The sequence below is a fragment of the Roseococcus sp. YIM B11640 genome (assembly GCF_049727625.1).
Classification (GTDB): domain Bacteria; phylum Pseudomonadota; class Alphaproteobacteria; order Acetobacterales; family Acetobacteraceae; genus Roseococcus.
The window spans coordinates 1158334-1180079 of the sequence record NZ_JBBJOZ010000001.1; the positions used below are offsets into that span (position 1 = coordinate 1158334).

General features: G+C 68.3%; 20 protein-coding genes. 13 read left to right on the forward strand and 7 right to left on the reverse strand.

Going from position 1 to position 21746, the window contains the following annotated elements; genetic code table 11:
• Positions 1-3 precede the first annotated feature (3 nt).
• A complete protein-coding gene (locus tag WJM96_RS05910) occupies positions 4-894 on the reverse strand; it encodes an ABC transporter permease (protein ID WP_424811506.1) in 891 nt (296 codons plus the stop codon).
• 187 nt (positions 895-1081) lie between these two features.
• On the opposite strand from WJM96_RS05910, the gene WJM96_RS05915 reads away from it, so the two are divergent.
• The 6 genes from WJM96_RS05915 to WJM96_RS05940 are packed head-to-tail and all read left to right on the forward strand — an operon-like array spanning position 1082 to position 7878.
• Positions 1082-2038 (forward strand): Bug family tripartite tricarboxylate transporter substrate binding protein, encoded by a 957-nt coding sequence (locus WJM96_RS05915; protein WP_424811507.1) that lies wholly within the window; start codon positions 1082-1084, stop codon positions 2036-2038.
• Positions 2038-2520, forward strand: coding sequence for a tripartite tricarboxylate transporter TctB family protein (locus WJM96_RS05920; protein WP_424811508.1), 483 nt, complete (start codon positions 2038-2040; stop codon positions 2518-2520). The genes WJM96_RS05915 and WJM96_RS05920 overlap by 1 nt, the downstream gene beginning before the upstream one ends.
• 3 nt (positions 2521-2523) lie before the next feature.
• Positions 2524-4029, forward strand: a complete 1506-nt coding sequence (locus WJM96_RS05925) for a tripartite tricarboxylate transporter permease (RefSeq protein WP_424811509.1) — start codon at positions 2524-2526, stop codon at positions 4027-4029.
• Positions 4030-4078: 49 nt separating this feature from the next.
• Positions 4079-5431 carry an LLM class flavin-dependent oxidoreductase gene (locus WJM96_RS05930; RefSeq protein WP_424811510.1) on the forward strand — a complete coding sequence of 451 codons (1353 nt, stop codon included), beginning with the start codon at positions 4079-4081 and terminating at the stop codon, positions 5429-5431.
• Between the two features lie 10 nt (positions 5432-5441).
• Positions 5442-6800: an LLM class flavin-dependent oxidoreductase gene (locus tag WJM96_RS05935; RefSeq protein ID WP_424811511.1), complete on the forward strand. Its 1359-nt coding sequence runs from the start codon at positions 5442-5444 to the stop codon at positions 6798-6800.
• 28 nt (positions 6801-6828) lie between these two features.
• Positions 6829-7878, forward strand: coding sequence for a TauD/TfdA family dioxygenase (locus WJM96_RS05940; protein ID WP_424811512.1), 1050 nt, complete (start codon positions 6829-6831; stop codon positions 7876-7878).
• A gap of 1 nt (position 7879) precedes the next feature.
• On the opposite strand, the gene WJM96_RS05945 is transcribed toward WJM96_RS05940, so the two are convergent.
• Positions 7880-8377 (reverse strand): hypothetical protein, encoded by a 498-nt coding sequence (locus WJM96_RS05945; RefSeq protein WP_424811513.1) that lies wholly within the window; start codon positions 8375-8377, stop codon positions 7880-7882.
• A gap of 248 nt (positions 8378-8625) precedes the next feature.
• On the opposite strand from WJM96_RS05945, the gene WJM96_RS05950 reads away from it, so the two are divergent.
• Both WJM96_RS05950 and WJM96_RS05955 read left to right on the forward strand, forming a co-directional pair.
• Complete coding sequence (locus WJM96_RS05950; protein ID WP_424811514.1) at positions 8626-9234, forward strand: nitroreductase family protein; 609 nt, start codon at positions 8626-8628, stop codon at positions 9232-9234.
• 81 nt (positions 9235-9315) lie between these two features.
• Positions 9316-9864 carry a Yip1 family protein gene (locus tag WJM96_RS05955; protein ID WP_424811515.1) on the forward strand — a complete coding sequence of 183 codons (549 nt, stop codon included), beginning with the start codon at positions 9316-9318 and terminating at the stop codon, positions 9862-9864.
• A gap of 6 nt (positions 9865-9870) precedes the next feature.
• Here the strand turns inward: WJM96_RS05955 and modA are convergent, their stop codons facing one another.
• Both modA and WJM96_RS05965 read right to left on the reverse strand, forming a co-directional pair.
• Complete coding sequence (modA, locus tag WJM96_RS05960) at positions 9871-10647, reverse strand: molybdate ABC transporter substrate-binding protein (RefSeq protein ID WP_424811516.1); 777 nt, start codon at positions 10645-10647, stop codon at positions 9871-9873.
• Between the two features lie 145 nt (positions 10648-10792).
• A complete protein-coding gene (locus WJM96_RS05965; RefSeq protein ID WP_424811517.1) occupies positions 10793-11170 on the reverse strand; it encodes a winged helix-turn-helix domain-containing protein in 378 nt (125 codons plus the stop codon).
• 62 nt (positions 11171-11232) lie between these two features.
• Here WJM96_RS05965 and WJM96_RS05970 point away from each other — a divergent pair, with 62 nt between their 5' ends.
• Genes WJM96_RS05970 through WJM96_RS05985 form a run of 4 tightly spaced genes read left to right on the forward strand, consistent with a single transcriptional unit; the run spans position 11233 to position 16381 of the window.
• Complete coding sequence (locus tag WJM96_RS05970; RefSeq protein WP_424811518.1) at positions 11233-12723, forward strand: aldehyde dehydrogenase family protein; 1491 nt, start codon at positions 11233-11235, stop codon at positions 12721-12723.
• A 17-nt stretch (positions 12724-12740) separates the two neighbouring features.
• Positions 12741-14858 carry a molybdopterin-containing oxidoreductase family protein gene (locus WJM96_RS05975; protein WP_424811519.1) on the forward strand — a complete coding sequence of 706 codons (2118 nt, stop codon included), beginning with the start codon at positions 12741-12743 and terminating at the stop codon, positions 14856-14858.
• Positions 14859-14863: 5 nt separating this feature from the next.
• On the forward strand, positions 14864-15355 hold the full coding sequence (locus WJM96_RS05980) for a CinA family protein (protein ID WP_424811520.1): 492 nt from the start codon (positions 14864-14866) through the stop codon (positions 15353-15355).
• A gap of 54 nt (positions 15356-15409) precedes the next feature.
• Entirely contained in the window at positions 15410-16381 is a 972-nt protein-coding gene (locus WJM96_RS05985) for a Bug family tripartite tricarboxylate transporter substrate binding protein (protein WP_424811521.1), read from the forward strand.
• On the opposite strand, the gene WJM96_RS05990 is transcribed toward WJM96_RS05985, so the two are convergent.
• Both WJM96_RS05990 and WJM96_RS05995 read right to left on the reverse strand, forming a co-directional pair.
• Positions 16374-18518 carry a heavy metal translocating P-type ATPase gene (locus tag WJM96_RS05990; RefSeq protein WP_424811522.1) on the reverse strand — a complete coding sequence of 715 codons (2145 nt, stop codon included), beginning with the start codon at positions 18516-18518 and terminating at the stop codon, positions 16374-16376. The genes WJM96_RS05985 and WJM96_RS05990 overlap by 8 nt on opposite strands.
• A gap of 30 nt (positions 18519-18548) precedes the next feature.
• The gene (locus WJM96_RS05995) at positions 18549-19862 is read right to left on the reverse strand and encodes an Nramp family divalent metal transporter (RefSeq protein ID WP_424811523.1); all 1314 of its coding nucleotides are present in this window, start codon (positions 19860-19862) and stop codon (positions 18549-18551) included.
• Positions 19863-19930: 68 nt separating this feature from the next.
• Here WJM96_RS05995 and mntR point away from each other — a divergent pair, with 68 nt between their 5' ends.
• Positions 19931-20383: a manganese-binding transcriptional regulator MntR gene (gene mntR / locus WJM96_RS06000; RefSeq protein ID WP_424811524.1), complete on the forward strand. Its 453-nt coding sequence runs from the start codon at positions 19931-19933 to the stop codon at positions 20381-20383.
• Here mntR and WJM96_RS06005 read toward each other — a convergent pair.
• On the reverse strand, positions 20380-21642 hold the full coding sequence (locus WJM96_RS06005; protein WP_424811525.1) for a Zn-dependent hydrolase: 1263 nt from the start codon (positions 21640-21642) through the stop codon (positions 20380-20382). The genes mntR and WJM96_RS06005 overlap by 4 nt on opposite strands.
• Positions 21643-21746: the final 104 nt, after the last annotated feature.

Sequence of the window (21746 nt, forward strand, 5' to 3'; positions counted from 1 at the left end):
CGGTTAGACCCAGAAGGCGATGCGACCGCGGAAGCGGGCGAAGAACGCGAAAGCGACCGCCGCGTGCACCGCCGTCAGGGCGATGGCGATCGTCCAGACGATGGCCGAAGCGCCGCCCGCCACCAGCGGGCCCCGGATCACCTCAAGCATGGCATAGAACGGGTTGATCAGCAGCAGCCACTGGTGGCTGAGCTGGTCTGGCTTCCAGATCACCGGCGTCATGAAGAACGCAAGCTGCATGACGCTCGAGACGATGGGGCCGATATCGCGGAAACGCGCGCAGATCATGCCGAGGAGGAAGCAGGCCGAGAGGATATTGATGGCCAGCAGCGCCAGGCCGGGCAGGGCCATCAGCGCCTCCCATCCCGGGATATGGCCGAAAAAGAGGAAGATAAGGATGACCAGCGGCAGGTTGTGCAGCGCGAGGATGGCGTTGCGCGACATGCATCTCAACGCATGGACCGTATAGGGAACACGGAGCTGCCGGATGATTCCCTCGGAGCCGATCATGGTGGTGCAGCTGTCGTTCACGGCGCCCGCCATGACGTTCCAGACCACAAGGCTCACGGCGAGGTGCGGTAGGTATTCCGCGAGCGGCATGGCCAGCAGATGGCCATAGAGCAGACCGACGCCCAGCAGCATGGCCGCCGTCGACAGCGTGACCCAGAAGGGCCCGAGCACTGAGCCGCGATAGCGGTTCTTGAGGTCCAGCATGGCCAGGGCGGTGGCGAGCCGGCGGGACGAGAAGCCCTCGACCAGATCGCCCCAGGCTCGGGCAACGCGGCGAGGTGTACGCGAATCGAACGAATGCGCCCCCGATTGCGAGGCTACGGCGGCCAGCGCCTCCAGGCCGTCGGGCGAACCGGTGTTCTCCAAATCGCGAGCAGCGTGCATGGCGCGCATATAGTTACCGAAGCGGAAATGGGGGAGGAAGAAATTTGCAGGTCAGCCACCCGGGGCCACGGCGTTCCGCCGGAAGGCCCGGTCTCCGCATTGACCCCTTCCGGGCGGCAGCCATAGTCTCGGCCCAGGGGAAGAACGGCATCGCGGCCATGACGGATCACCGTCGGGAGCTGTTGACGTGACGAAATTCCTCGCCGGGCTTTTCTGCCTGCTCTTCCTGACCGCGCCGGCCCGGGCCCAGGACTGGCCCAACCGCCCGATCCGCTTCCTGGTGCCCTGGGCCGCGGGCGGCATCACCGACACGATCTCCCGGCTGTACAATGAGCGCGTGGCCGCCATCCTCGGCCAGCCGATCGTCCACGAGTACCGCCCCGGCGCCGCGGGCCGGATCGGCACGGGCGAGCTCGGCCGCGCGGCGCCGGACGGCTACACCATCGGCATGGTGAATGCCGGCCAGCTCACCATCCATCCCAACCTCTATCCGCGCCTGCCCTACGATCCGGACAAGAGCTTCGTCATCCTGGGCATGATGGGCATGTCGCCCATGGCGCTGGCCGTGCCCGTGAATTCGCCCGTCCGCTCGGTGGAGGACCTCCGGGCGCTGTCCCAGCGGCGCTCGCTGAACTTCGGCACGGCGGGCATCGCCGGGCCGCACCACCTGGCCGTCGAGCTCCTGCGCAAGACGGGCGTCACGGGCGTGCCCGTGCACTACCGGGGGGGCGGCGGCGAGATCATGGCCGCGATGCTCAACGGCGCGCTCGATGCCAATTTCGACACCGTCTACCAGCAGAACATCTACCAGCAGGACGGCCGCTACCGCGTGCTGGCCGTGACATCCCGCGAGCGCATGCCCCAGATGCCCGACGTGCCCACATTCGCCGAGCTGGGCCACCCCGAGATCAACCTCGAGACCTTCTACGCCGCGGCCGCCCCGGCCGCCGTGCCCGCGCCCATCACGGCGCGCCTCGTCGCCGCCTACGCCCAGGCCGCGCGCGCGCCGGAGGTCGAGAGCTGGCTGCGCGAGATGGCGCTGACCAACGTGCACCTCTCCCCGCCCGAGCTCGCGCAATACATCCGCGAGTGGCGGGAGCGCTGGCGCGTGGTCATCGAGGAACAGAACATCCGTGTCCAGTGATGTCCTCCGGCCAGGACAGGCGCGGCGGAAGCCGCCGGGACCAGATCGCGGGCCTCGCCTTCGTCGCCGTGGGCTCGGCGATCGCGTGGAAGGCGCAGTCCTATAACGTGGGCGTGCCTTCCAATTCGGGGCCGGGCTTCTTCCCTTTCTACCTGGGGTTGCTGCTGGCAGGGCTTGGCGTGGTGATCACGGCCGTTGCCTGCTTCCGGCACGACCCGGCGGAGGAGCGCTTCCAGTTCCAGCCTCGCACCTTCTTCGGGGTGCTGCTGCCGGTTGTGCTCTTCGGGCTGATGCTCATGCCGCTGGGCTTCGTTCTGGCCGCCTTCGTCACCGTGCTGCTGTCGAGCTTCGCGAGCCGGGAGGTGACCTGGCGCGGAGCCCTGATGAACTCCGCCATCCTGGCGGTGATCGTGTTCCTGGGCTTCGCGGTCGTCTTGAAGATCCAGATCCCGGTCTGGCCCTGGTTCCTCCGGCCGGGCTGACGCATGGACCTCCTGGATCACCTGGCGCTGGGCTTCTCCACCGCGCTGTCACTGCAGAACCTGGGCTATGCCTTCGTGGGCTGCCTGCTGGGCACGCTGATCGGCGTGCTGCCCGGCCTGGGGCCGGTCGCCACCATGTCCATGCTGCTGCCGGCGACCTTCACGCTGCAGCCGACCTCGGCGCTCATCATGCTCGCGGGCATCTACTACGGGGCGCAGTATGGCGGCTCGACCACCGCGATCCTGGTGAAGCTGCCGGGCGAGTCCTCCTCGGTCGTCACGGTACTGGACGGGCATGAGATGGCGCGGCGGGGGCGGGCGGGAATCGCGCTCACCACGGCGGCCGTCGGCTCCTTCTTCGCCGGCACCGTGGGCACGCTGGTGATCGCGGCTTTCGCGGTACCGCTATCTTCCGTCGCGCTGAAGTTCGGGCCGCCGGAGTATTTCTCGCTGATGGTGCTGGGGCTGATCGGCTCCATTGTCCTGGCTTCGGGCTCGGTCCTCAAGGCCATCGCCATGGTGGTGCTGGGCCTCTGCCTCGGCCTGGTGGGCACGGATACGCAGAGCGGCGTGGAGCGCTTCACCTTCGAAACCGATGAGCTGGTGGACGGGCTGAACTTCGTGGCCATCACCATGGGTGTCTTCGGCCTGGCGGAGATCATCGCCAATCTGGAGAAGCGCGGCCCGGCGGCGAGCGAGGTGACGCGCGTCTCCACCCTCTTCCCGTCCCGGGAGGATTGGCGGCGCATGTGCCCGGCGATCCTGCGCGGCACGGGGATCGGCAGCTCGCTCGGCATCTTTCCAGGCGGCGGGCCGGTGATCTCCTCGCTGACTTCCTACCTCGTGGAACGGCGCATCTCGAAGAACCCGGAGGAGTTCGGCAAGGGCGCCATCGAAGGCGTGGCCGGTCCGGAATCGGCCAACAACGCGGCGGCGCAGATCAGCTTCATCCCGATGCTGACGCTGGGCATTCCGTCGAACATCGTCATGGCGATGATGGCGGGTGCGATGATGATGCACAGTATCCAACCCGGGCCGCAGGTGATGACCCGCAACCCCGATCTCTTCTGGGGGCTCATCGCCTCCATGTGGATCGGCAACGTGATGCTGCTGGTGCTGAACCTGCCGTTGGTGGGGATCTGGGTGAAGTTCCTCACCATCCCGTACCGGTTCCTCTACCCGGCGATCATCGTCTTCTGCTGCATCGGCGTGTTCTCCGTGAACAACATGGTGTTCGACATCTACCAGGCGGCGTTCTGGGGCGTCGTCGGCTTCGCCTTCCTGAAGCTGCGGCTGGAGCCCGCGCCCATGCTGCTCGGCTTGATCCTGGGGCCCATGATGGAGGAGAACTTTCGCCGCGCCCTGGTCCTCTCGCGTGGCGATTTCGGGATCTTCGTCTCGACTCCACTGGCCTGCGTCTTCCTCGGCCTCGCCGTGCTGCTGCTGATCGTGCTCGCCTCGCCCGCCCTGCGGCGCAAGCGCGAGAAGGCCTTCCGCGAGGAGGATTGATGATCCACGCCCTTCCCGGCAGACTGGCCACGAGCAGGAGCGCAAGGCGATGACCGTCCCCGCCCGCCAGATCCATCTGTCCTTCTCGGTCCACCTGACAGGATCGCATCCGGCGGGCTGGCTGCATCCCAGCACCGAGGACGGATCGGACGTGAACATCCGCTCCTACCGCCGGCTGGCGAAGCTGGCGGAGCACGGGCTCTTCGATCTCTTCTTCATCGCCGACACGCCGGCGCTGCGTGTCGAGAATCTCGACGTCTGGTCGCGCTACCCGCTCTTCACCAATGTGCTGGAGCCGCTGACCTGCCTCTCGGCCCTCGCGGGCTCGACGGAATTCATCGGCCTCGGCGGCACGGCCTCGACCAGCTTCAACGAGCCCTACAACGTCGCTCGGCAATTCGCCTCGCTCGACCATATCAGCGACGGCCGTGCCGCCTGGAACGTGGTGACGAGCGCGAACAACTACGCAGCGCGCAACTTCGGCCACGCCGCGCTGCCGCCGCATGCCGAGCGCTATGCCCGCGCGCAGGAATTCGTGCAGCTCGTCCTCAAGCTCTGGGACACCTGGGAGGACGATGCTTTCGTCTACGACCGCGAGGCCGTGCGCTTCTACGACCCCGACAAGCTCCATCCCATCAAGCACGAGGGTCCGCACTTCAAGCTGGACGGCGGGCTGAATATCGAGCGCACGCCGCAGGGAAGGCCGGTCATCATCCAGGCGGGTGCCTCCGACGCCGGCAAGGAGCTGGCGGCCGAAACGGCAGACCTCGTCTTCGGCTCCGGCACCAACCTCGAGAAGGCGCGGGGCTACTACGCGGATCTCAAGTCGCGCATGGCGAAGTACGGCCGTCCGGCGGATGCGCTCAAGGTCCTGGCCGGTGTCTCCGTCACGGTGGGCGAGAGCGAGCAGGAGGCGGTCGACAAGGTCGAGACGCTGAAGGCCCTGCTGCACCCGGCGGTCGCCGTGCAGCGCCTGGGCATGGATTTGGAGGCCAACCTCGGCGACCTGCCCTATGACGAGCCGATCCCCGAGGATCGCATCCCGAAATCAGCCAACCTGCACACGGCCTACTTCGCCGAGATCGTCCGCATGATCCGCGAGGAGAAGCTGACCCTCCGGCAGATCGCCCAGCGCTACGCTCGGGGCTCGGCAGGCGTCCGGGGCACGCCGAAGCAGGTCTGCGACCAGCTGGAGGAATGGTTCCACGGCGGCGCGGCGGACGGCTTCATGTTCACCCTGCCGCTGCAGCCGGCGGGGCTCGAGGATGTGGTGCGCCACGTCGTGCCCGAGCTGCAGCGCCGGGGGCTGTTCCGCAAGGAATACACCGGGCGCACGCTGCGCGATCACCTGGGCTTGGCGCGTCCGCCGGGACCGGGCCGCGGCGCGCTGGCCGCCGAATAGGAGGATGAGGATGACTGACCGCCGAAAGATGCTGCTGGCGGTGATGGCGAGCGGCGCGGGCTCGCACATCGCGGCGTGGCGCCATCCGGAAACGGATGCCGGCGCAGGCGTTAGCGCCGCGAACCACTGCGCCATGGCCCAGCTGGCCGAGCGCGGGCTGTTCCACATGTATTTCGTGGCCGATACGCCTGCCGCGCGCACGAGCAAGCTCGACATGTACAGCCGCATGCCCATCTTCATGAACCAGCTGGAGCCGCTGACCCTGCTCTCCGCGCTGGCGATGACGACGAAGCATATCGGCCTCGGCGGCACGGTGAGCGCGAGCTTCTACGAGCCCTACAACCTCGCCCGGCAATTCGCCTCGCTGGACCAGATCAGCGGCGGGCGCTCGGCCTGGAACATCGTGACCTCGGCCAACGACTTCGCCGCGCAAAATTTCGGTCTCGACAAGCTTCCGCCCCATGGCGACCGCTACAAGCGCGCGGCCGAGTTCACCGACATCGTCCTCAAGCTCTGGGACAGCTGGGAGGACGACGCCTTCATCCGAGACAAGGCGTCCGGCTACTCCTTCGATGTCACGAAGCAGCATGCGGTCCATCATGAGGGACCGTATTTCAGGATCCACGGTGCGTTGAACGTGCAGCGCTCGCCGCAGGGGCGGCCGGTGATCATCCAGGCCGGCGCGTCCGATGCCGGGATGGATTTCGCGGCCAGCGTCGCGGAGCTGATCTTCGGCGCCAACGAGACGCCTGCTGAATCCCGCGCCTTCTACGACCAGCTCAAATCCCGCCTGCCCAAGTTCGGCCGCTCGGCGGAGGATGTCCGACTGCTCGCCGGCATGCCGGTCATCATTGGGGAGAGCGAGCAGGAAGCCGAGGACAAGTACCAGACCCTCCAGGAGCTGATTCACCCCGATGTCGGCCGCGCGCGCCTCAGCATGGATCTGGAGGCGGATCTCTCCGGCCTGCCGCTGGACGAACCGGTGCCGGAGGAGTTGATCCCTGCCTCGGCCAACTTCCACAAGAAGTTCTACGACAACATCGTCAACATGATCCGCGTCGAGAAGCTGACGCTGCGCCAGATGTACCTGCGCTACGAGCGCGGCCGCCGCACCATCCGCGGCAACCCGATCCAGATCGCGGATGCGCTGCAGGAGTGGCAGGCCGCCGGCGCTTGCGACGGCTTCATGATGATGTTCCCCCTGATGGCGGACGGGCTCGGCCTCTTCGTCGAGAAGGTCGTGCCGGAGCTTCAGCGCCGTGGCCTGATGCGGACGGAGCAGGATGGCGTGACGCTGCGCGACGCGCTGGGCTTCGCGCGCCCGCCCCACCCCGCGAGCCTCGCGGCAAGGGGGCACGCCGCCGAATAGGATCTTGAACCGAGCGAAGGAGTTGCCGATGACCGAACGCCTTCCCCTGACCGGACGCTCCGTATGGTCCGGTGCCGAACTGCTGGCCGAGAGCGACTGGATCTGGCGCATGGAGGCGCCCTACCTCGCCGAACTGGACGCCGCGATCGCTGCCAATCGCCACAAGGCCCCGGAAGCCATCACGCGTGCGGATTTCAGACTCCCGCTCATGGCGCCGCTGCTGGCCGACATCAACGAGGAGCTGGAGGAGGGCAGAGGCATCGCCCGCCTGCGCGGCCTGCCAGTGGACCGCTACGAGTCCGAGGACATCCAGCGCATGTTCTGGGGCATCTCGCAGCACCTGGGCACGCCGGTCTACCAGAACCTCCGCGGCGAGCTACTCAGCGTGATCCAGGACCGCAGCTCCGACCCCAACCGGCATTTCGCCGACGAGACGGGCGCGAAATCCGCGACGGCCAAGGCGCTCTCCCAGGATGCGCTGAACTTCCACACCGATACCTCGGACGTGATCGGGCTGCTCTGCGTGCGCAACGCGGCCTCGGGCGGGCTGACCAAGGTCGCCAGCACGACCAGGGCGTATAACGAGATGCTGGCCGAACGGCCGGACCTGCTGGAGGTGCTCTTCGAGGATTGGTGGCACCTGCGCCCGGAACAGGTGCCCACCACCTTCGCCCTGCCGCTCTTCGGCATCGAGGAGGGCAAGCTGACCAGCACCTTCTCGCCCGCCAATCTGCGCAAGGCCCAGGAATTTCCGGGAACGGCGCCACTGACCGAGAAGCAGAAGGAGGCGCTGGACATGCTGCTGCGCGTGAAGGAGCGCCACAGCATCCTCTCGCCCTTCGAGCCGGGGGACGCGCAATTCCTCAACAACCATATCGTGAGCCATGGCCGCACCGCCTTCGTGAACGAGGCAGGAACGGGCCAGAGCCGCTTCATGATGCGCGTCTGGCTCGCGACGCCCGACAGCCGGAAGCTGCCGGAGAAGTTCGGCGTGCTCTGGGGGGACACGGCGGCCGGTGCCGTCCGCGGCGGTTCTCCACAGGCGGAGGACGGCAGGCGCGTGGCGAACTATGCCTAGGTCAGTGCAGCAGCGCGCCCTCCGGGCGCCGCGCCGGAGCCGGTAGCGCCGTTTGCGGCGGGAGCCATAGGGCCGCTTCCATCGTCCCGGCCGCGAATTGCTCCGCGCCGCGCAGGGCGGCGGCGACGAAGGCCGGCGCCACCCAATCGGCGATGATGTCGATGGCGCCCGTGCGGTCGGCCATCTGCAGCGCGGCTACCAGGTGGAGCATGTTCACCTCGTCCGCGCCGAGGGAAGGACAGCTGCAGCAGCGAACCTCGATGATCCGCTGCGCCGAGGTGCCGATGATGGACATGAGCCGGTCGAAGCCGGCGGAGGCTTCGCCACCGACGGCCGCCAGTCTGAAGATTTCCTTCCAATCCGGACAGGGCGTGCCGGGGCGCATCAGCGGCGACACCCAGGCGCGGAGGCTGCCGACCACGAAAAGCTCCTCGGCCGAGAGGTCACCCGTGGCCCTTTCGCCGGGGGCGGGGAGATGGTGCGGATTGCAGGGTTCCATACGTCAGTTCCGCTCATCCGGTCGTCCGGAATCGGGCAGGGGAGCTTCGCACGGCGGCTCGGCGGGCCGTGGGGGAGGTGGCAGCCGTGCTTCGGGTGCAGAAAGCAGGAATGGAGAAAGCGGGGCGCAGCGCATGGGATGTCTCCTGGCTGCCAGTATGATATTGCGAGTGAGAATGATTCGCAATTACTATCCCGTTTCAGCTGCGCTCTCCCGATCAGCTAGGGTGTGCCCCGAAGGAGTATGTGATGCCCGATACCGTTCCGCCCTTGCCATCAACCCTGACGCGGCTGCTCGGGCGTGCCTCCGTTCATCCGCGCCAGCTCGCGGCACCCGCGCCGAATGCGGCCGCGCTGGATCTGGCGGTGCAGGCCGCGCTTCGCGCACCCGACCATGGGGGCCTGCGGCCTTGGCGCTTTGTTTTCATCGAGGGCGAGGCCCGGGCGGCGTTGGGCGCGCTTTTCGCCGAATCCCTGCTCGCCCGCGCACCGGATACGCCGGCGGAACGTCTAGAGACGGAGCGTGCGAAGCCACAGCGTGCGCCCCTGGTCGTCGCCGCTGGGGCAGCGATCAACCATGACCGCCCGGGCGTGCCGCCCTGGGAGCAGCGGGCATCTGCGGCCGCCGGCATCATGAACTTCCTGACCGCGCTGGAGGCTCAGGGTTTCGGCGTGTTCTGGGCGTCCTCCGGCGCGCTGCAGGATCCCAAGGTCAAGAAGGCGCTGGGCTTCGCCGAAGGCGATGCGCTGCTCGGCTGGATCCATGTGGGAACGCCACCCGCCGAGCGCGCCGAGGCCAAGCGCCCGGCCACCGACGGTTTCTGGAGCCGGTGGGATCCTTCTGCGACACCCATGTGACACAGATTTCCTTGCCCCGGCTCCGGGCCGCCGCCCAGTATCGCGGCGCCCACGGGGGGCAGGTGAAAAGGGACTCGAAAAATGAATCTTGTGGCGCGCGCCAAGGGGCTGCTGGTCCAGCCCAAGGATGAATGGCGCGCGGTGGCGGCTGAACCCGCCGATACGGCGAGTCTCTATACGAGCTACATCATTCCCCTTTCCGCCATTCCCGCGGTCACCGGCTTCATTGCCGTCGCGATCATCGGCGCCGGCGTGGTCACCATGGGCTCGCTGCTGGTCAGCTCGATCCTCAGCTATATCCTTGGGCTGGTCGGGGTCTTCGTGCTGGCGAAGATCGTGGAGTTCCTGGCGCCCAAGTTCGGCGCGCCGCAGGATGGTGGGGCGGCCTTCAAGCTTGCGGCATATGCGCCGACCGCGTCCTGGGTCGCAGGCATCGGGTTGCTGATTCCCTTTATCGGCTGGCTCATTGCGCTGGCTGGCGCGCTTTACAGCATCTACCTCTTCTACGTCGGGGGCCCCATCGTCGCCCGCGTGCCGCCGGAGCGGATGGTGCCTTTCACCATCGCCGTCTTCATCGTCGCGATCATCGTCCAGCTCGTCATCGGCTTGATCATCGCCGCCGTGATCTGAGACCGGCTACCGCGCCAGGCGAAAGCCGAATCGCTGCCAGATCGGCGCTGCCTCGGGGCCCGTCAGCAGCGTCAGCATCGCGCGGGCCTGGGCATCGCCCTCGGCCCGCCGCATCAGCGCGAAGGGATAGGTCACGGGCGTATGGCTTTCGGCCGGGAAGGTGCCGACCACGCGGACGGCGCCGCTGGCCGCCGCATCCGTGGCGTAGACGATGCCGAAGGGCGCCTCGCCGCGCTCCACCAGCAACAGGGCGGAACGGACGTTGTCGGCGCGCGCCAGGCGCGGGTTGATCGTGTCCCACTGGCCCATCCAGGTCAGCGCGGCCTGGGCATAGCGGCCGACTGGCACATGCGCCGGGTCGCCGGTCGCGATGCGGCCATGGGGGCCGAGCAGGGCGAGCAGGTTGGTGTCGCGCCCCAGCGTCACGGGCTGGGCGGCCTGGGCGGGAGCGACCAGGACCAGCGAGTTGCCGATCGGGCTCACGCGTGTCGCGTTCACGATCAGGTTGCGCTCCTGCAGGTAGTCCATCCAGGGCTCGTCGGCGCTGATGAAGAGATCGGCCGGGGCGCCCTGTTCAATCTGCCGCGCCAGCGCGGAGGAGGCGGCGAAGGACATGCGCGGCGCCGGATGGCCACGGGCCTGCCATTCCCGGGCCATGGCGCGCATCGCATCCGTGAGGCTCGCGGCCGCGAAGATAGTGAGCGGCGCTTCCTGCGCGCGTGAAGCGGCTGGCGGGAGGAGCAACCCGAGGGCCAGGAGCGGTGCGAGCACGCGGCGACGCATGGGCGGCCCGGAGACAAGACGGATCCGCGAGCGTGCGCGATCCACGTCCAGGCGAAGGCACACGCCGTTATCGCGATGGATCTCTCGAGTCATGCGCATGCGCTCCCGCAGGGATCGCTTCGTTATATCTAATGGCGAATAACGATCAAGCCTTCGGCGGCGCGCCTGCCTTGCGCTGCGCCGCCGCTTCCACCTGCCGGTAGCGCTCGATGAGGGCCCTGCCGAGCGGCGTCAGCGCCGCGCCGCCGCCCTTCTGCCCGCCAGGTGCGCGCGTGACGACGGGCTCGCCCATCGCCGTATCCAAGGCTTCGACCAATCCCCAGGCACGGGGGTAGGACATGCCGAGATCGCGCGCGGCGGCGGCTATGGAGCCTTTCCTGGCGATGGCCTCGAGTAGCTCGATCTTGCCGGGGCCGACGCGGGCACCGGAGGCGAAATCGAGACGGATGCTGACCCGGGCGGGCTGGTCTGAGGGGTGTACCACGGGCACATTGAAGCGCGGCACGCGTCCGCTGTCAGCCATCCGATGGACGAAAACAAGCGGATACGTTATAAACAAATGGATATAACGATGGAGGACGAGGCATGACCGTCGACGTCGCAAAGACCCGCCACCCCTATCTGGACGGCAAGCCCAAGCGCCTGCTGATCGACGGGAAGTGGCTGGAAGCCGCTTCCGGAAAGACCTTCGAGACGATCAACCCCGCCACGGGCGAGCTTCTGGCCCAGGTCGCGGAGGGCGGAGCGGAGGATATCGACCTCGCCGTCGCCGCCGCGCGCCGTGCCTTCGAGGGCGCCTGGGGCCGCACCAAGCCTTATGAGCGCCAGAAGATCCTGCTGCGCCTGGCCGACCTGCTGGAGAAGAACTTCGAGGAGTTCGCAGCCCTCGACACCATCGACATGGGCGCGCCGATCACCCGCACGCGCGGCAACCAGCAGCGCGCGGTGGGCATGCTGCGCTATTATGCGGGCCAGGCGGTCTCCATCCATGGCGAGACGGTGGACAATTCGCTGCCCGGCGAATTCGTCTCCTACACGCTGAAGGAGCCGGTGGGCGTGATCGGCGCCATCATACCGTGGAACGCGCCGCTCTCCTCCTCCATCTGGAAGATCGGGCCGGCGCTGGCGACGGGCTGCACCGTGGTGCTGAAGCCGGCCGAGGAAGCGCCGCTGACGCCGCTGCGCCTGGGCGAGCTCTGCCTGGAGGCCGGCGTGCCGCCCGGCGTGGTGAACGTGGTGCCAGGGTTCGGCGAGACGGCGGGGGCGGCGCTGGCGGCGCATCACGGCGTGGACAAGGTGGCCTTCACCGGATCGCACTTCACGGGGCAGAAGATCGTCCAGGCTTCCTCGGGCAACCTGAAGCGCGTCTCGCTGGAGCTCGGCGGCAAGAGCCCGGACATCGTCTTCGCCGATGCGGATCTGGAAGCGGCCGTGCCCGGCGCGGCCATGGCGGTCTTCGCCAATTCCGGCCAGATCTGCTCGGCCGGCACGCGGCTCTTCGTCGAGCGCAAGGTCTATGAGGAGTTCACCGCCCGCGTCGCCGCCTATGGCAAGTCGCTGCGAGTGGGTGATGGCCGCGACGACATGACGCAGGTGGGGCCGCTGGTGTCTTCCGAGCAGCTCGAGCGCGTGACGGGTTATCTCGCGATCGGCCGACAGGAGGGCGCCAAGCCGCTGGCGGGCGGCGAGCGGCTGACGGAGGGCGCGCTTTCCAAGGGCTTCTTTGTGCCGCCCACGGTCTTCGCCAATGTGAATGACGAGATGCGGATCGCGCAGGAGGAGATCTTCGGCCCCGTCATCTCGGCCATTCCCTTCGACGACATCGAGGAAGTCGCCAGGCGCGCCAATGCCACGAGCTTCGGCCTCGGCAGTGGCGTCTGGACGCGCGACGTGACCAAGGCCCATAAGCTAGCGCGGGCGATCCGGGCGGGATCGGTCTGGATCAACTGCTACCAGGCGATGGATCCCGCCATGCCGTTCGGCGGCTATAAGCTCAGCGGATATGGCCGCGAAGGCGGCAAGGACCACGTGAACGAGTATCTCAACGTGAAAGCGGTCTGGATCAAGACCGGCTGAGGCGGCAAACTCGGCGCATGAGCCTTTCCGCGGAAGGGCGGGGGAGCTTCCAAAGCTCCACCTGCCCGCACGATTGCCCCTCGACCTGCGCGCTAGAGATCGAGGTGATGCCAGGCGCCAAGCGCATCGGCGCGGTGCGTGGCGCGGCGGCCAACAGCTACACCGCTGGCGTCATCTGCGCGAAGGTCGCACGCTACGCCGAACGCGTGCATCATCCCGACCGCCTGATGCGGCCCTTGCTGCGCACAGGTCCCAGGGGCTCCGGCCAGTATCGCGAGATCGCCATGCAGGAGGCGCTGGACCGCGTGGCCGAGCGCTTCGTCGACATCGCGGCGAAGCACGGGCCCGAGGCGATCTGGCCCTACTACTTCGCAGGCACCATGGGCCTGGTGCAGCGGGACGGCATCAACCGCCTGCGCCACGTCATGGGCTATTCGCGCCAGCGCAGCACCATCTGCAGCACCATCTGCGAGGCCGGTTGGATGGCCGGCGTCGGCAAGTTCACTGGCCCCGACCCGCGCGAGATGGCGAAGTCCGATCTCATCATCATGTGGGGCGGCAACCCTGTGGCGACCCAGGTGAATGTGATGACGCACATCACCCGCGCGCGGAAGGATCGTGGCGCGCGCCTCATCGTCGTCGATCCCTACCGCACCGGCACGGCCCAGGCGGCCGACCTGCACCTGCCCGTGCGGCCGGGCACGGATGGCGCGCTGGCTTGCGCCGTGATGCATGTCGCCTTCCGCGACGGCTTCGCGGACCGCGAGTACATGGCGAGGTTCTCGGATGCCGATGCGGGGCTCGAGGGGCATCTGGCCGAGCGCGGGCCGGAATGGGCTTCCGCCATCACGGGTCTTTCCGTCGAGATGATCGAGGCCTTCGCGCGGGAATACTGCACGACGGATCGCGCCTATATCCGCTGCGGCTACGGCTTCTCACGCTCCCGCAACGGTGCAGCGGGACTGCATGCGGTGACCTGTCTCCCTACTGTCACCGGCAAGTGGCGGCACGAGGGCGCGGGCGCCTTCTGGAACAATCGCGGCATCTACCATTGGAACAAGACGCTCATCGAAGGGCTCGACGCCAAGGACATGAGCGTACGCGAGATGGACATGTCGCGCATCGGCGCAGTGCTGACGGGTGACCGCAAGGAGCTCGGCGACGGGCCGCAGGTCCATGCACTCTTCATTCAGAACGTGAATCCGGTGACCGTGGCGCCCGACAGCAACCTCGTCCGCCGGGGCTTCCTGCGGGATGATCTCTTTACCTGCGTGCACGAGCAGTTCATGACCGAGACGGCGCAGGTCGCCGACATCGTGCTGCCGGCGACGATGTTCATGGAGCATGACGACCTCTACCAATCCGGCGGCCACAGCCACATCCAGATCGGCCCCAAGTTGATCGAGGCGCCGGGCGAGTGCATGTCCAACCACGACGTGCTGGCCGAGTTGGCGAAGCGCCTGGGCGCCGAGCATCCAGGCTTCGGCATGACGGCAATGGAAGTGGTGGACGCCACGCTGCGCGCTTCAGGCTGGCCCAGTGCGGCCGAGGTGATGGAAGGACGCTGGGTGGATGCCCAGCCCGATTTCGCGGCGAGCCATTTCCTGGAGGGATTCGGCCACAAGGACGGCCGGTTTCATTTCCGCCCCGACTGGGCGGCGATCGGTCCCGATCACGCCGTGATGCCCAAGCTGCCCGATCACATGGCGACGATCGACGCGGCGACCGACGCGCATCCCTTCCGCCTCGTCACCGCGCCCGCGCGGCAGTTCCTCAACACGAGCTTCACCGAGACGCCGACGGCACGTAAGCGCGAGGGGCGGCCCACCGCCTTAGTGCATCCGCAGGATGCCGGCCGCCTCGGCATCGAGGAGGGCGGGCGCGTGCGGCTGGGCAATTCGCGCGGCCAGGTGATCGTGCACGCCAAGCTCTTCGACGGGCTGCAGCCGGGCGTGATCATCGTGGAGAGCGTCTGGCCCAATAAGGATTTCGAGGGCGGCATCGGCATCAACGCGCTGACCAGCGACGACCCGGCACCGCCTTCCGGTGGCGCGGTCTTCCACGACACGGCGGTCTGGATGCGGGCGATCGCGGCGGAGGCGGAAGTCGCGCCGCCCGCCCTGGCGGCGGAGTAAGAGGCATGGATGAATTGCTGGCCCAGGCCGCGCGGCTCGGCGCCAAGCTGCGCGAGAGGAAGGAGACGGTCGCCGTCTCGGAATCCTCGGCGGGCGGGCTCGTCGCGGCCGCGCTGCTCGCGCAATCTGGGGCATCGGCCTATTTCCTGGGCGGTGCCGTAACCTACACGCAGCCGGCGCGCCTCGTGCTCGCGGGCATCAAGTCGTCCGAGATGGTGGGGATGCGCTCCTCCAGCGAGCCCTATGCCGCGCTTCTCTCGCAGAAGATGCGCGAGCGGCTGGGCGCGACCTGGGGCCTCGCGGAAACCGGCGCGGCGGGGCCCACAGGCAACCGCTACGGCGATGCGGCCGGCCATACCTGCCTCGCTATCTCCGGACCCGTCGCGATGGTTCGCACGCTCGAGACCGGCGCCTCGGATCGCTGGCGCAACATGCTGGATTTCGCCGCAGCGGCCATGGCGCTGCTCGAGGAAGGGATCGACGCCGCCGGGAAGTAGCCCGGCACGTGCCTTGCATGCGCCTTCGAGATCGCAATCGAAGGACTTCCACGCATGACGGCTCGGCGTCCACTTCTCGCGGCTTCCCTCGGTGCCCTTCTGGCGAAACCCGCACTGGCGCAAACGGCCTGGCCCTCGCGTCCCGTTTCCATCGTGGTGCCTTACGTCCCGGGCGGGCCGTCCGACCTGCTCGCTCGCGCGGTGGCGGTGCCGCTGCAGGCGGCCATCGGTCAGCCCGTCGTGGTGGAGAACCGCACCGGCGGCAATGGCGTCGTGGCCGTGCAGCATGTGATGCGCCAGCCGGCCGACGGCCACACGCTCTTCATCGCGGCAAGCGGCATCATGACCGTCACACCCGCGATCAACACGCGCCTGCCCTATGACCCCGTGCAGGACTTCACGCCGCTGACGGTCGCGATCAGCGCGCCGAACCTGATGGTGGTGAATCCCGGCGTGCCGGCCACGAACCTCGCGGAGCTCATCGCCTGGCTGAAGGCCCATCCCAACACGGCCTCCTTTGGATCGTCCGGCATCGGTTCCTCCGAGCAGTTGGGCATGGAGCTGTTCAAGCTGCTGACGGCGACGCAGGCGACGCACGTGCCCTATCCTGGCGGTGGCGCGGCGGTGACGGATCTTGTCTCGGGCACCTTGCAACTCTCGCTGCTCAACATCGCGACGGTCGCGCCCCATGTCACGGGCGGGCGGCTGCGCGCCATTGCGGTCGGCGGGACGCAACGCCATCCCCTGCTGCCCGAGGTGCCGACCTTCGCCGAGGCCGGGCTCGCCAACTACACCACCGGAAGCTGGCACGGGATCGTCGGCCCGCGCGGCATGGCGCCTGCGCTGCAGACCCGCGTGCAGGAGGCGCTGCGGACCGCGCTGCGCCATCCGGAGATCGCGCCGCGCCTCGCGGCCACGGGCTTCGCCGTGGAGGCGACGGATGGGGCCGCCCTTCAGTCGCTCGTGGAGACGGACCTGACGCGGTGGCGCGAGGTGGTTCGCAGCGCGAATCTCGCCGTCAGCTAGGCTTCCAGCGCAGCAGGCGAAGGGCGTTCAGCGTCACCAGCACGGTGGCGCCGGTGTCCGCCATGATCGCGGGCCAGAGGCCCGTGATGCCGGCGAGCGTCGTCACCAGGAAGACGCCCTTCAGCCCGACGGCCACGGCCACGTTCTGCTTCACATTGGCCATGGTCGCGCGCGAGAGCGCGACCAGCTCGGCCACCCCCGTCACGCGGTCCTTCAGCACGGCGGCATCGGCCGTCTCCAGCGCTACATCGGTACCGCCGCCCATGGCGATGCCGACGGATGCCGCGGCCAGCGCGGGCGCGTCGTTGATGCCGTCGCCGACCATGGCGACCGCGCCTTGTGCCTTGAGCGCCGCGATCTCGCGCAGCTTGTCCTCGGGCAGCAGCTCCGCCTTCACGTCCAGCCCCAGGCTGGCACCGATGGCGGCGCCCGTGCGGGCATTGTCGCCGGTCAGCATCAAGGGTCGCACACCGAGCGCGGAGAGCGTGGCGAGCCCCGTGCGCGCATCCGCCCGTGGCTCGTCGCGGAAGGCGATGAGGCCGAGGGGCGCGGGGCCGCTCAGCACGACGGAGACCGTCTTGCCCGCGCTTTCCAGCCGGTCCAGTGCTTCGGCGAGGGTGCCGGCGACGGGGGCGTGCCGCGGGCTGCCGATGGCGACGACCTTGCCCGCGACTACAGCCCGCACCTCCTTGCCCGGCACGGCGGAGAAGCCGCGTGCCAAGGGCAGGCTCAGGCCGCGCTGGCTGGCCTCGGCCAGGATGGCCTTGGCCAGCGGGTGGCCGCTCCCCTGCTCGACAGCGCCGGCGAGCGCCAGCAGCTCGTGCTCGGAGCGGCCCTCGGCGGGTATGAGGTCGGTCACGCTCGGCCGGCCCTCGGTCAGCGTGCCGGTCTTGTCGAAGGCGATGGCGTGGGCTGAGCCGATGGTCTCCAGCGCGGCGCCGCCCTTCACCAGCAGGCCCCTGCGCGCGCCCGCCGAGAGGCCTGAGGCCATGGCGGCCGGCACCGAGATCACCAGGGCGCAGGGACAGGCGATCAGCAGCACGGCGAGGCCGCGATAGAGGCTCGTGGACCAATCCCAGCCGAGCAGGACCGGCGCGCCCAGGATGACCAGGAGCGCCACGATCATCGCGCCTGGCGTCCACCAGGAGGAAAAGCGCTCGATGAACCGCTGGGTCGGCGCGCGGGAGGCGGTGGCTTCCTCCACCATGCGGATGATGCGCGCCACGGTGTTGTCGGAGGCCGCGTGCGTCACGCGGATCTTCAGCGCGGCCTCGGCATTGATGCTGCCTGCGCGCACCGTGTCGCCCGGACCGCGCGCGACCGGCACGCTCTCGCCGGTGACGGGACTTTCGTCGAGCGCGGAGCGGCCTTCCTCGATGGTCCCGTCGCAGGGGAGGCGGTCGCCTGGGCGAACAAGCACGAGATCGCCGATCTGCAGGCGTGCGGCGGGGATTTCCTCGATCGCGCCCGCCGCCGTCATGCGCAGTGCCGTGCGCGGCATGAGATCGGCGAGCGCGCGGATGCCCGCCCGGGCGCGTCCGGCGGCGACATTCTCCAGCATTTCGCCGAGCGCGAAGAGCAGCACCACGACCGCGGCCTCTTCGGCCGCGCCGATGATGGCGGCGCCAATGGCCGCTGTGCACATCAGCGTCTCGATGGAGAAAGGATTTCCGGAGCGCGCCAGCGCGATCGCGCGCCGGCCGAAGGGCACGAGAGCGACCGCCGTGGCGAGGAGGAAGAGCGGATAGGTCAGCCGCTCAGGCAGGACCAGCGAGAGCAGGTAAGCCGAGCCCACGAGCCCGCCGAGCAGCCAAGTGAGCTTCGCCTTCCCGGTCGCCCACCAGGGCTTTGCCGCATCGGCGGGGTCATCGTGATCGTGGTGGGAGTGGTCGTGGACCGGGGCGTCGACCGCCGCGACGCCAAGAGGCGTCGCCTTGAACCCCAGCGAGGCGACCCGTCGCTCCACCTCGGCCGGCGTCGCGGTGGAGAGCGACGCCGTCAGGCGCTCCGCCATGAGGTTGACCTCGATATCGGAAACGCCGGGCAGTTTCTGAAGGGCGCCGGTCAGGCTGGCCACGCAGCTCGCGCAGTCCATGCCCTCGACACGCCAGATCAGCTTCTCCGACATCGGCAACATCAACTCCAGGAGGCCGCGGCCTCCCTTCACTTAGTCACCCAGGAGGACATCCGCCAGGAGCTTGATATTGAGCGCCACGATCAGCGCCGCGCAGGCCCAGCCGATGATGATCTGCCAGCGCGGGGCAACCAGCGCGCCCAGCCGTCCCTTGTCCTGCGCGAAGAGCATCAGCGGGATCACGGCGAAGGGCAGCTGGAGTGACAATATAACCTGCGACAACACCAGCAGCTGCGCCGTGCCGCTCGATCCATAGTGCCAGGTGACGAGTACCGCGGGCACGATCGCGACGAGGCGCGTCAGCATGCGCCGCGCCACAGGCGGCAGGCGGAAGCGCAGGAAGCCCTCCATCACCACCTGTCCGGCGAGTGTCGCCGTCACGGTCGCGTTGATGCCGCAGAAGAGCAGGGCGACGGCAAAGAGCGTCGCCGCCAGCCCGCTGCCTAGCAGCGGCGCCATGAGGTGATAGGCCTCGCCGATCTCCGCGACCTCCGTGTTGCCGGAAGTGTGGAAGGTGGAGGCTGCCAGGATGAGGATCGCGGAGTTGATGAAGAGCGCCAGGGTCAGCGCCACGCTGCTGTCGATGGTGGCGTAGCGGATGGCCTCGCGCTTGCTCGCCTCGTCCGCCTGCCAGGCGCGGGACTGCACGACGGCGGTGTGGAGGTAGAGGTTATGCGGCATCACGGTCGCGCCGATGATGCCCATGGCGATGTAGAGCTGCGTCTCGTTCGTCACGATGGAGACGGCGGGGATGTAGCCGTTCAGCACCTCGGCCCAATTGGGCTGGGAGAGCGCGATCTGCACGCCGAAGCAGGCGACGATGAGCGCGATCAGGCCGAAGACCAGCGCTTCCAGCCAGCGCACGCCCTTGTTCTGCAGCCATAGGATCAGGAACGCGTCCAGCGCCGTGAGCAGCACGCCGTAGAGCAGGGGGATGCCGAAGAGCAGCTCCAGCGCGATGGCGGTGCCGATGAGCTCCGCGAGGTCGGTCGCGCAGATCGCGATCTCAGCCAGCAGCCAGAGCGGATAGGCGACTGCCTTCGGAAAGCGTTCGCGGCAGAGCTGCGCGAGGTCCCGGCCCGACGCGACGCCGATGCGCACGCAGAGCGCCTGCAGCAGGATCGCCATGAGGGAGGAGACGAGCGCGACGGACAGCAGCGTGTAGCCGAAGGCCGAGCCGCCCGCGAGGGAGGTGGCCCAGTTGCCCGGGTCCATGTAGCCGACCGCGACCAGGTAGCCGGGGCCGAGGAAGGCGAAGAGCTTGCGCATAAAGCCGCCCGCATTGGGCACGCTCACGCTGCGATGCACCTCAGGCAGGCTATGGGCGACGGTGGGCTTGACGTCCATGGTAGCTCCAAAACTTAGCCTAAGCTAATATCTGGAACTGACACTATCAACCCGGTATCTTGCACCCCATGGCCAAGCGCCCGATCCCCTCCCGCTCGCTTCCCTCCGCCGAGGACCAGGCGGCCCGCTTCGCCCGCCAGCGCGAGGGTGACCGCATGGCTGTCGCGGAGGATTACGTGGAACTGGTGGCGGATCTGCTGCGCGAGGAGGGTGAGGCGCGCTCGGTGGACATCGCCCGCCGCATGGGCGTGGCCCAGGCCACCGTGAACGCGACGGTGACGCGGCTGCAGCGGGACGGGCTGGTCGCGACCAAGCCCTATCGGGGCATCTTCCTGACCGAGGCCGGCCAGGCCATGGCCGAGGCGGCACGCGAGAGGCACGAGCTGGTGGTGCGCTTCCTTCTCGCCCTCGGACTCGACCGCGTCACGGCGGAACAGGATGCCGAGGGCGTCGAGCACCATGTCAGCGAGGCGACGCTCGAGGCTTTTGCGCGCTTCCTGGCGACGAAGGAAAGAAGCTAGGAAGCGGCCTTCATCGCCCAGCCGGCGATAACCGCGCTGGCCTCGGCGAAATCCTCGATCCGCATCTGCTCGAGCGGCGTGTGGCTCCCGTTCTGGTTCCGCACGAACACCATGCAGGAGGGAATGCCCGCCTGGGCGAAGGCCGCCGCATCGTGGCCGCCGCCAGAGGGCATGACCTTGTAGGAAATGCCCAGGGCCTCGGCGGATTGGCGCAGTGCCTCGCGGATGCCGGCATCCATCGGCGTGGGCGCCGATTCCTGGCGCGACTCCAGCTGGAAGCTCACGCCGCGCGACTGGGAGATCTCCGCGACCAGCCGGTCGATCTCGGCATAGGTGCGGTCGAGCGTTTCGGGCTCGGGCGCGCGGATGTCGAGGCTGAACGAAATCTCGCCGGGCACCTTGCCGAAACCGGCCTGCTCGGGCGTCTCCACCGTGCAGAAGGTGCAGACCATCGGGGTGCCGTCTGCGTCCAGCTCGCCCCAGAAGAGATCGAGGCGGTGGGTGAACTCGGCCAGGGCCATGGCGGCGTCATGGCGATAGGCGCGGGGCGTTGCGCCGGAATGGTTCCACTCGCCGACGATGCGGCCCGCCCGCACGCGCCGGTTGCCGGGCAGGGCGGTGACGAGGCCGACCGGAATCTGCTCGGCGTCCAGCACCGGGCCCTGCTCGATATGCAGCTCCACATAAGCGTGGACATTCTCCTTGCTCAGCACCTTGCGGCCTTCGCGCAGCGCATCCGGGTCGAAGCCGAGCTCCCGCATGTGATGCTCCAGCGACTTGCCGGTGTCGCGGCGCAGGAGGGCGAGGTTCTCGGGCTTGAAGCTGCCGAGCGCGCCGCGGCTCCCGGGGAAGCCGTTGAACCAGGCGCCGCCCTCCTCGGCGCGGATGGCCATGGCGGTCACGTCGCGCTTCGGCTGGAAACCGGCCTGCTTCATGCCGGCTATCACCGCCATGCCGCAGAGCACGCCAGCCGCTCCGTCGAAATTGCCGCCCTGCGGGACGGAATCCAGATGGCTGCCGAGGATGATCTGCGGCAGCGAGCGGTCCGTACCCGGCAGCGTCATGTACATATTGCCGGCGAAATCCACGGTGACCTCGAGGCCGAGCTTTTCGGCCTCAGCGCGGACCAGCGCATGGGCGACTTCCTCCCCCGGCCCATAGGCCTCGCGCGTCACGCCGAGGCCGTCGAAGGTCTTCTCCCGCAGCGCGTCGAAGAGGCGGGATGCGAGGGCGATGTCGGGGCGGATGTTCGTGCTCATGTGGAATGAGACTAGCGTCCGATCGGCGAGGGCGAATAGCCGCCGCGGCAAATCGGTCGCCTAAAAATCGTGTGGGTTGTGGTCAACAAGCTATGCTCATAAGC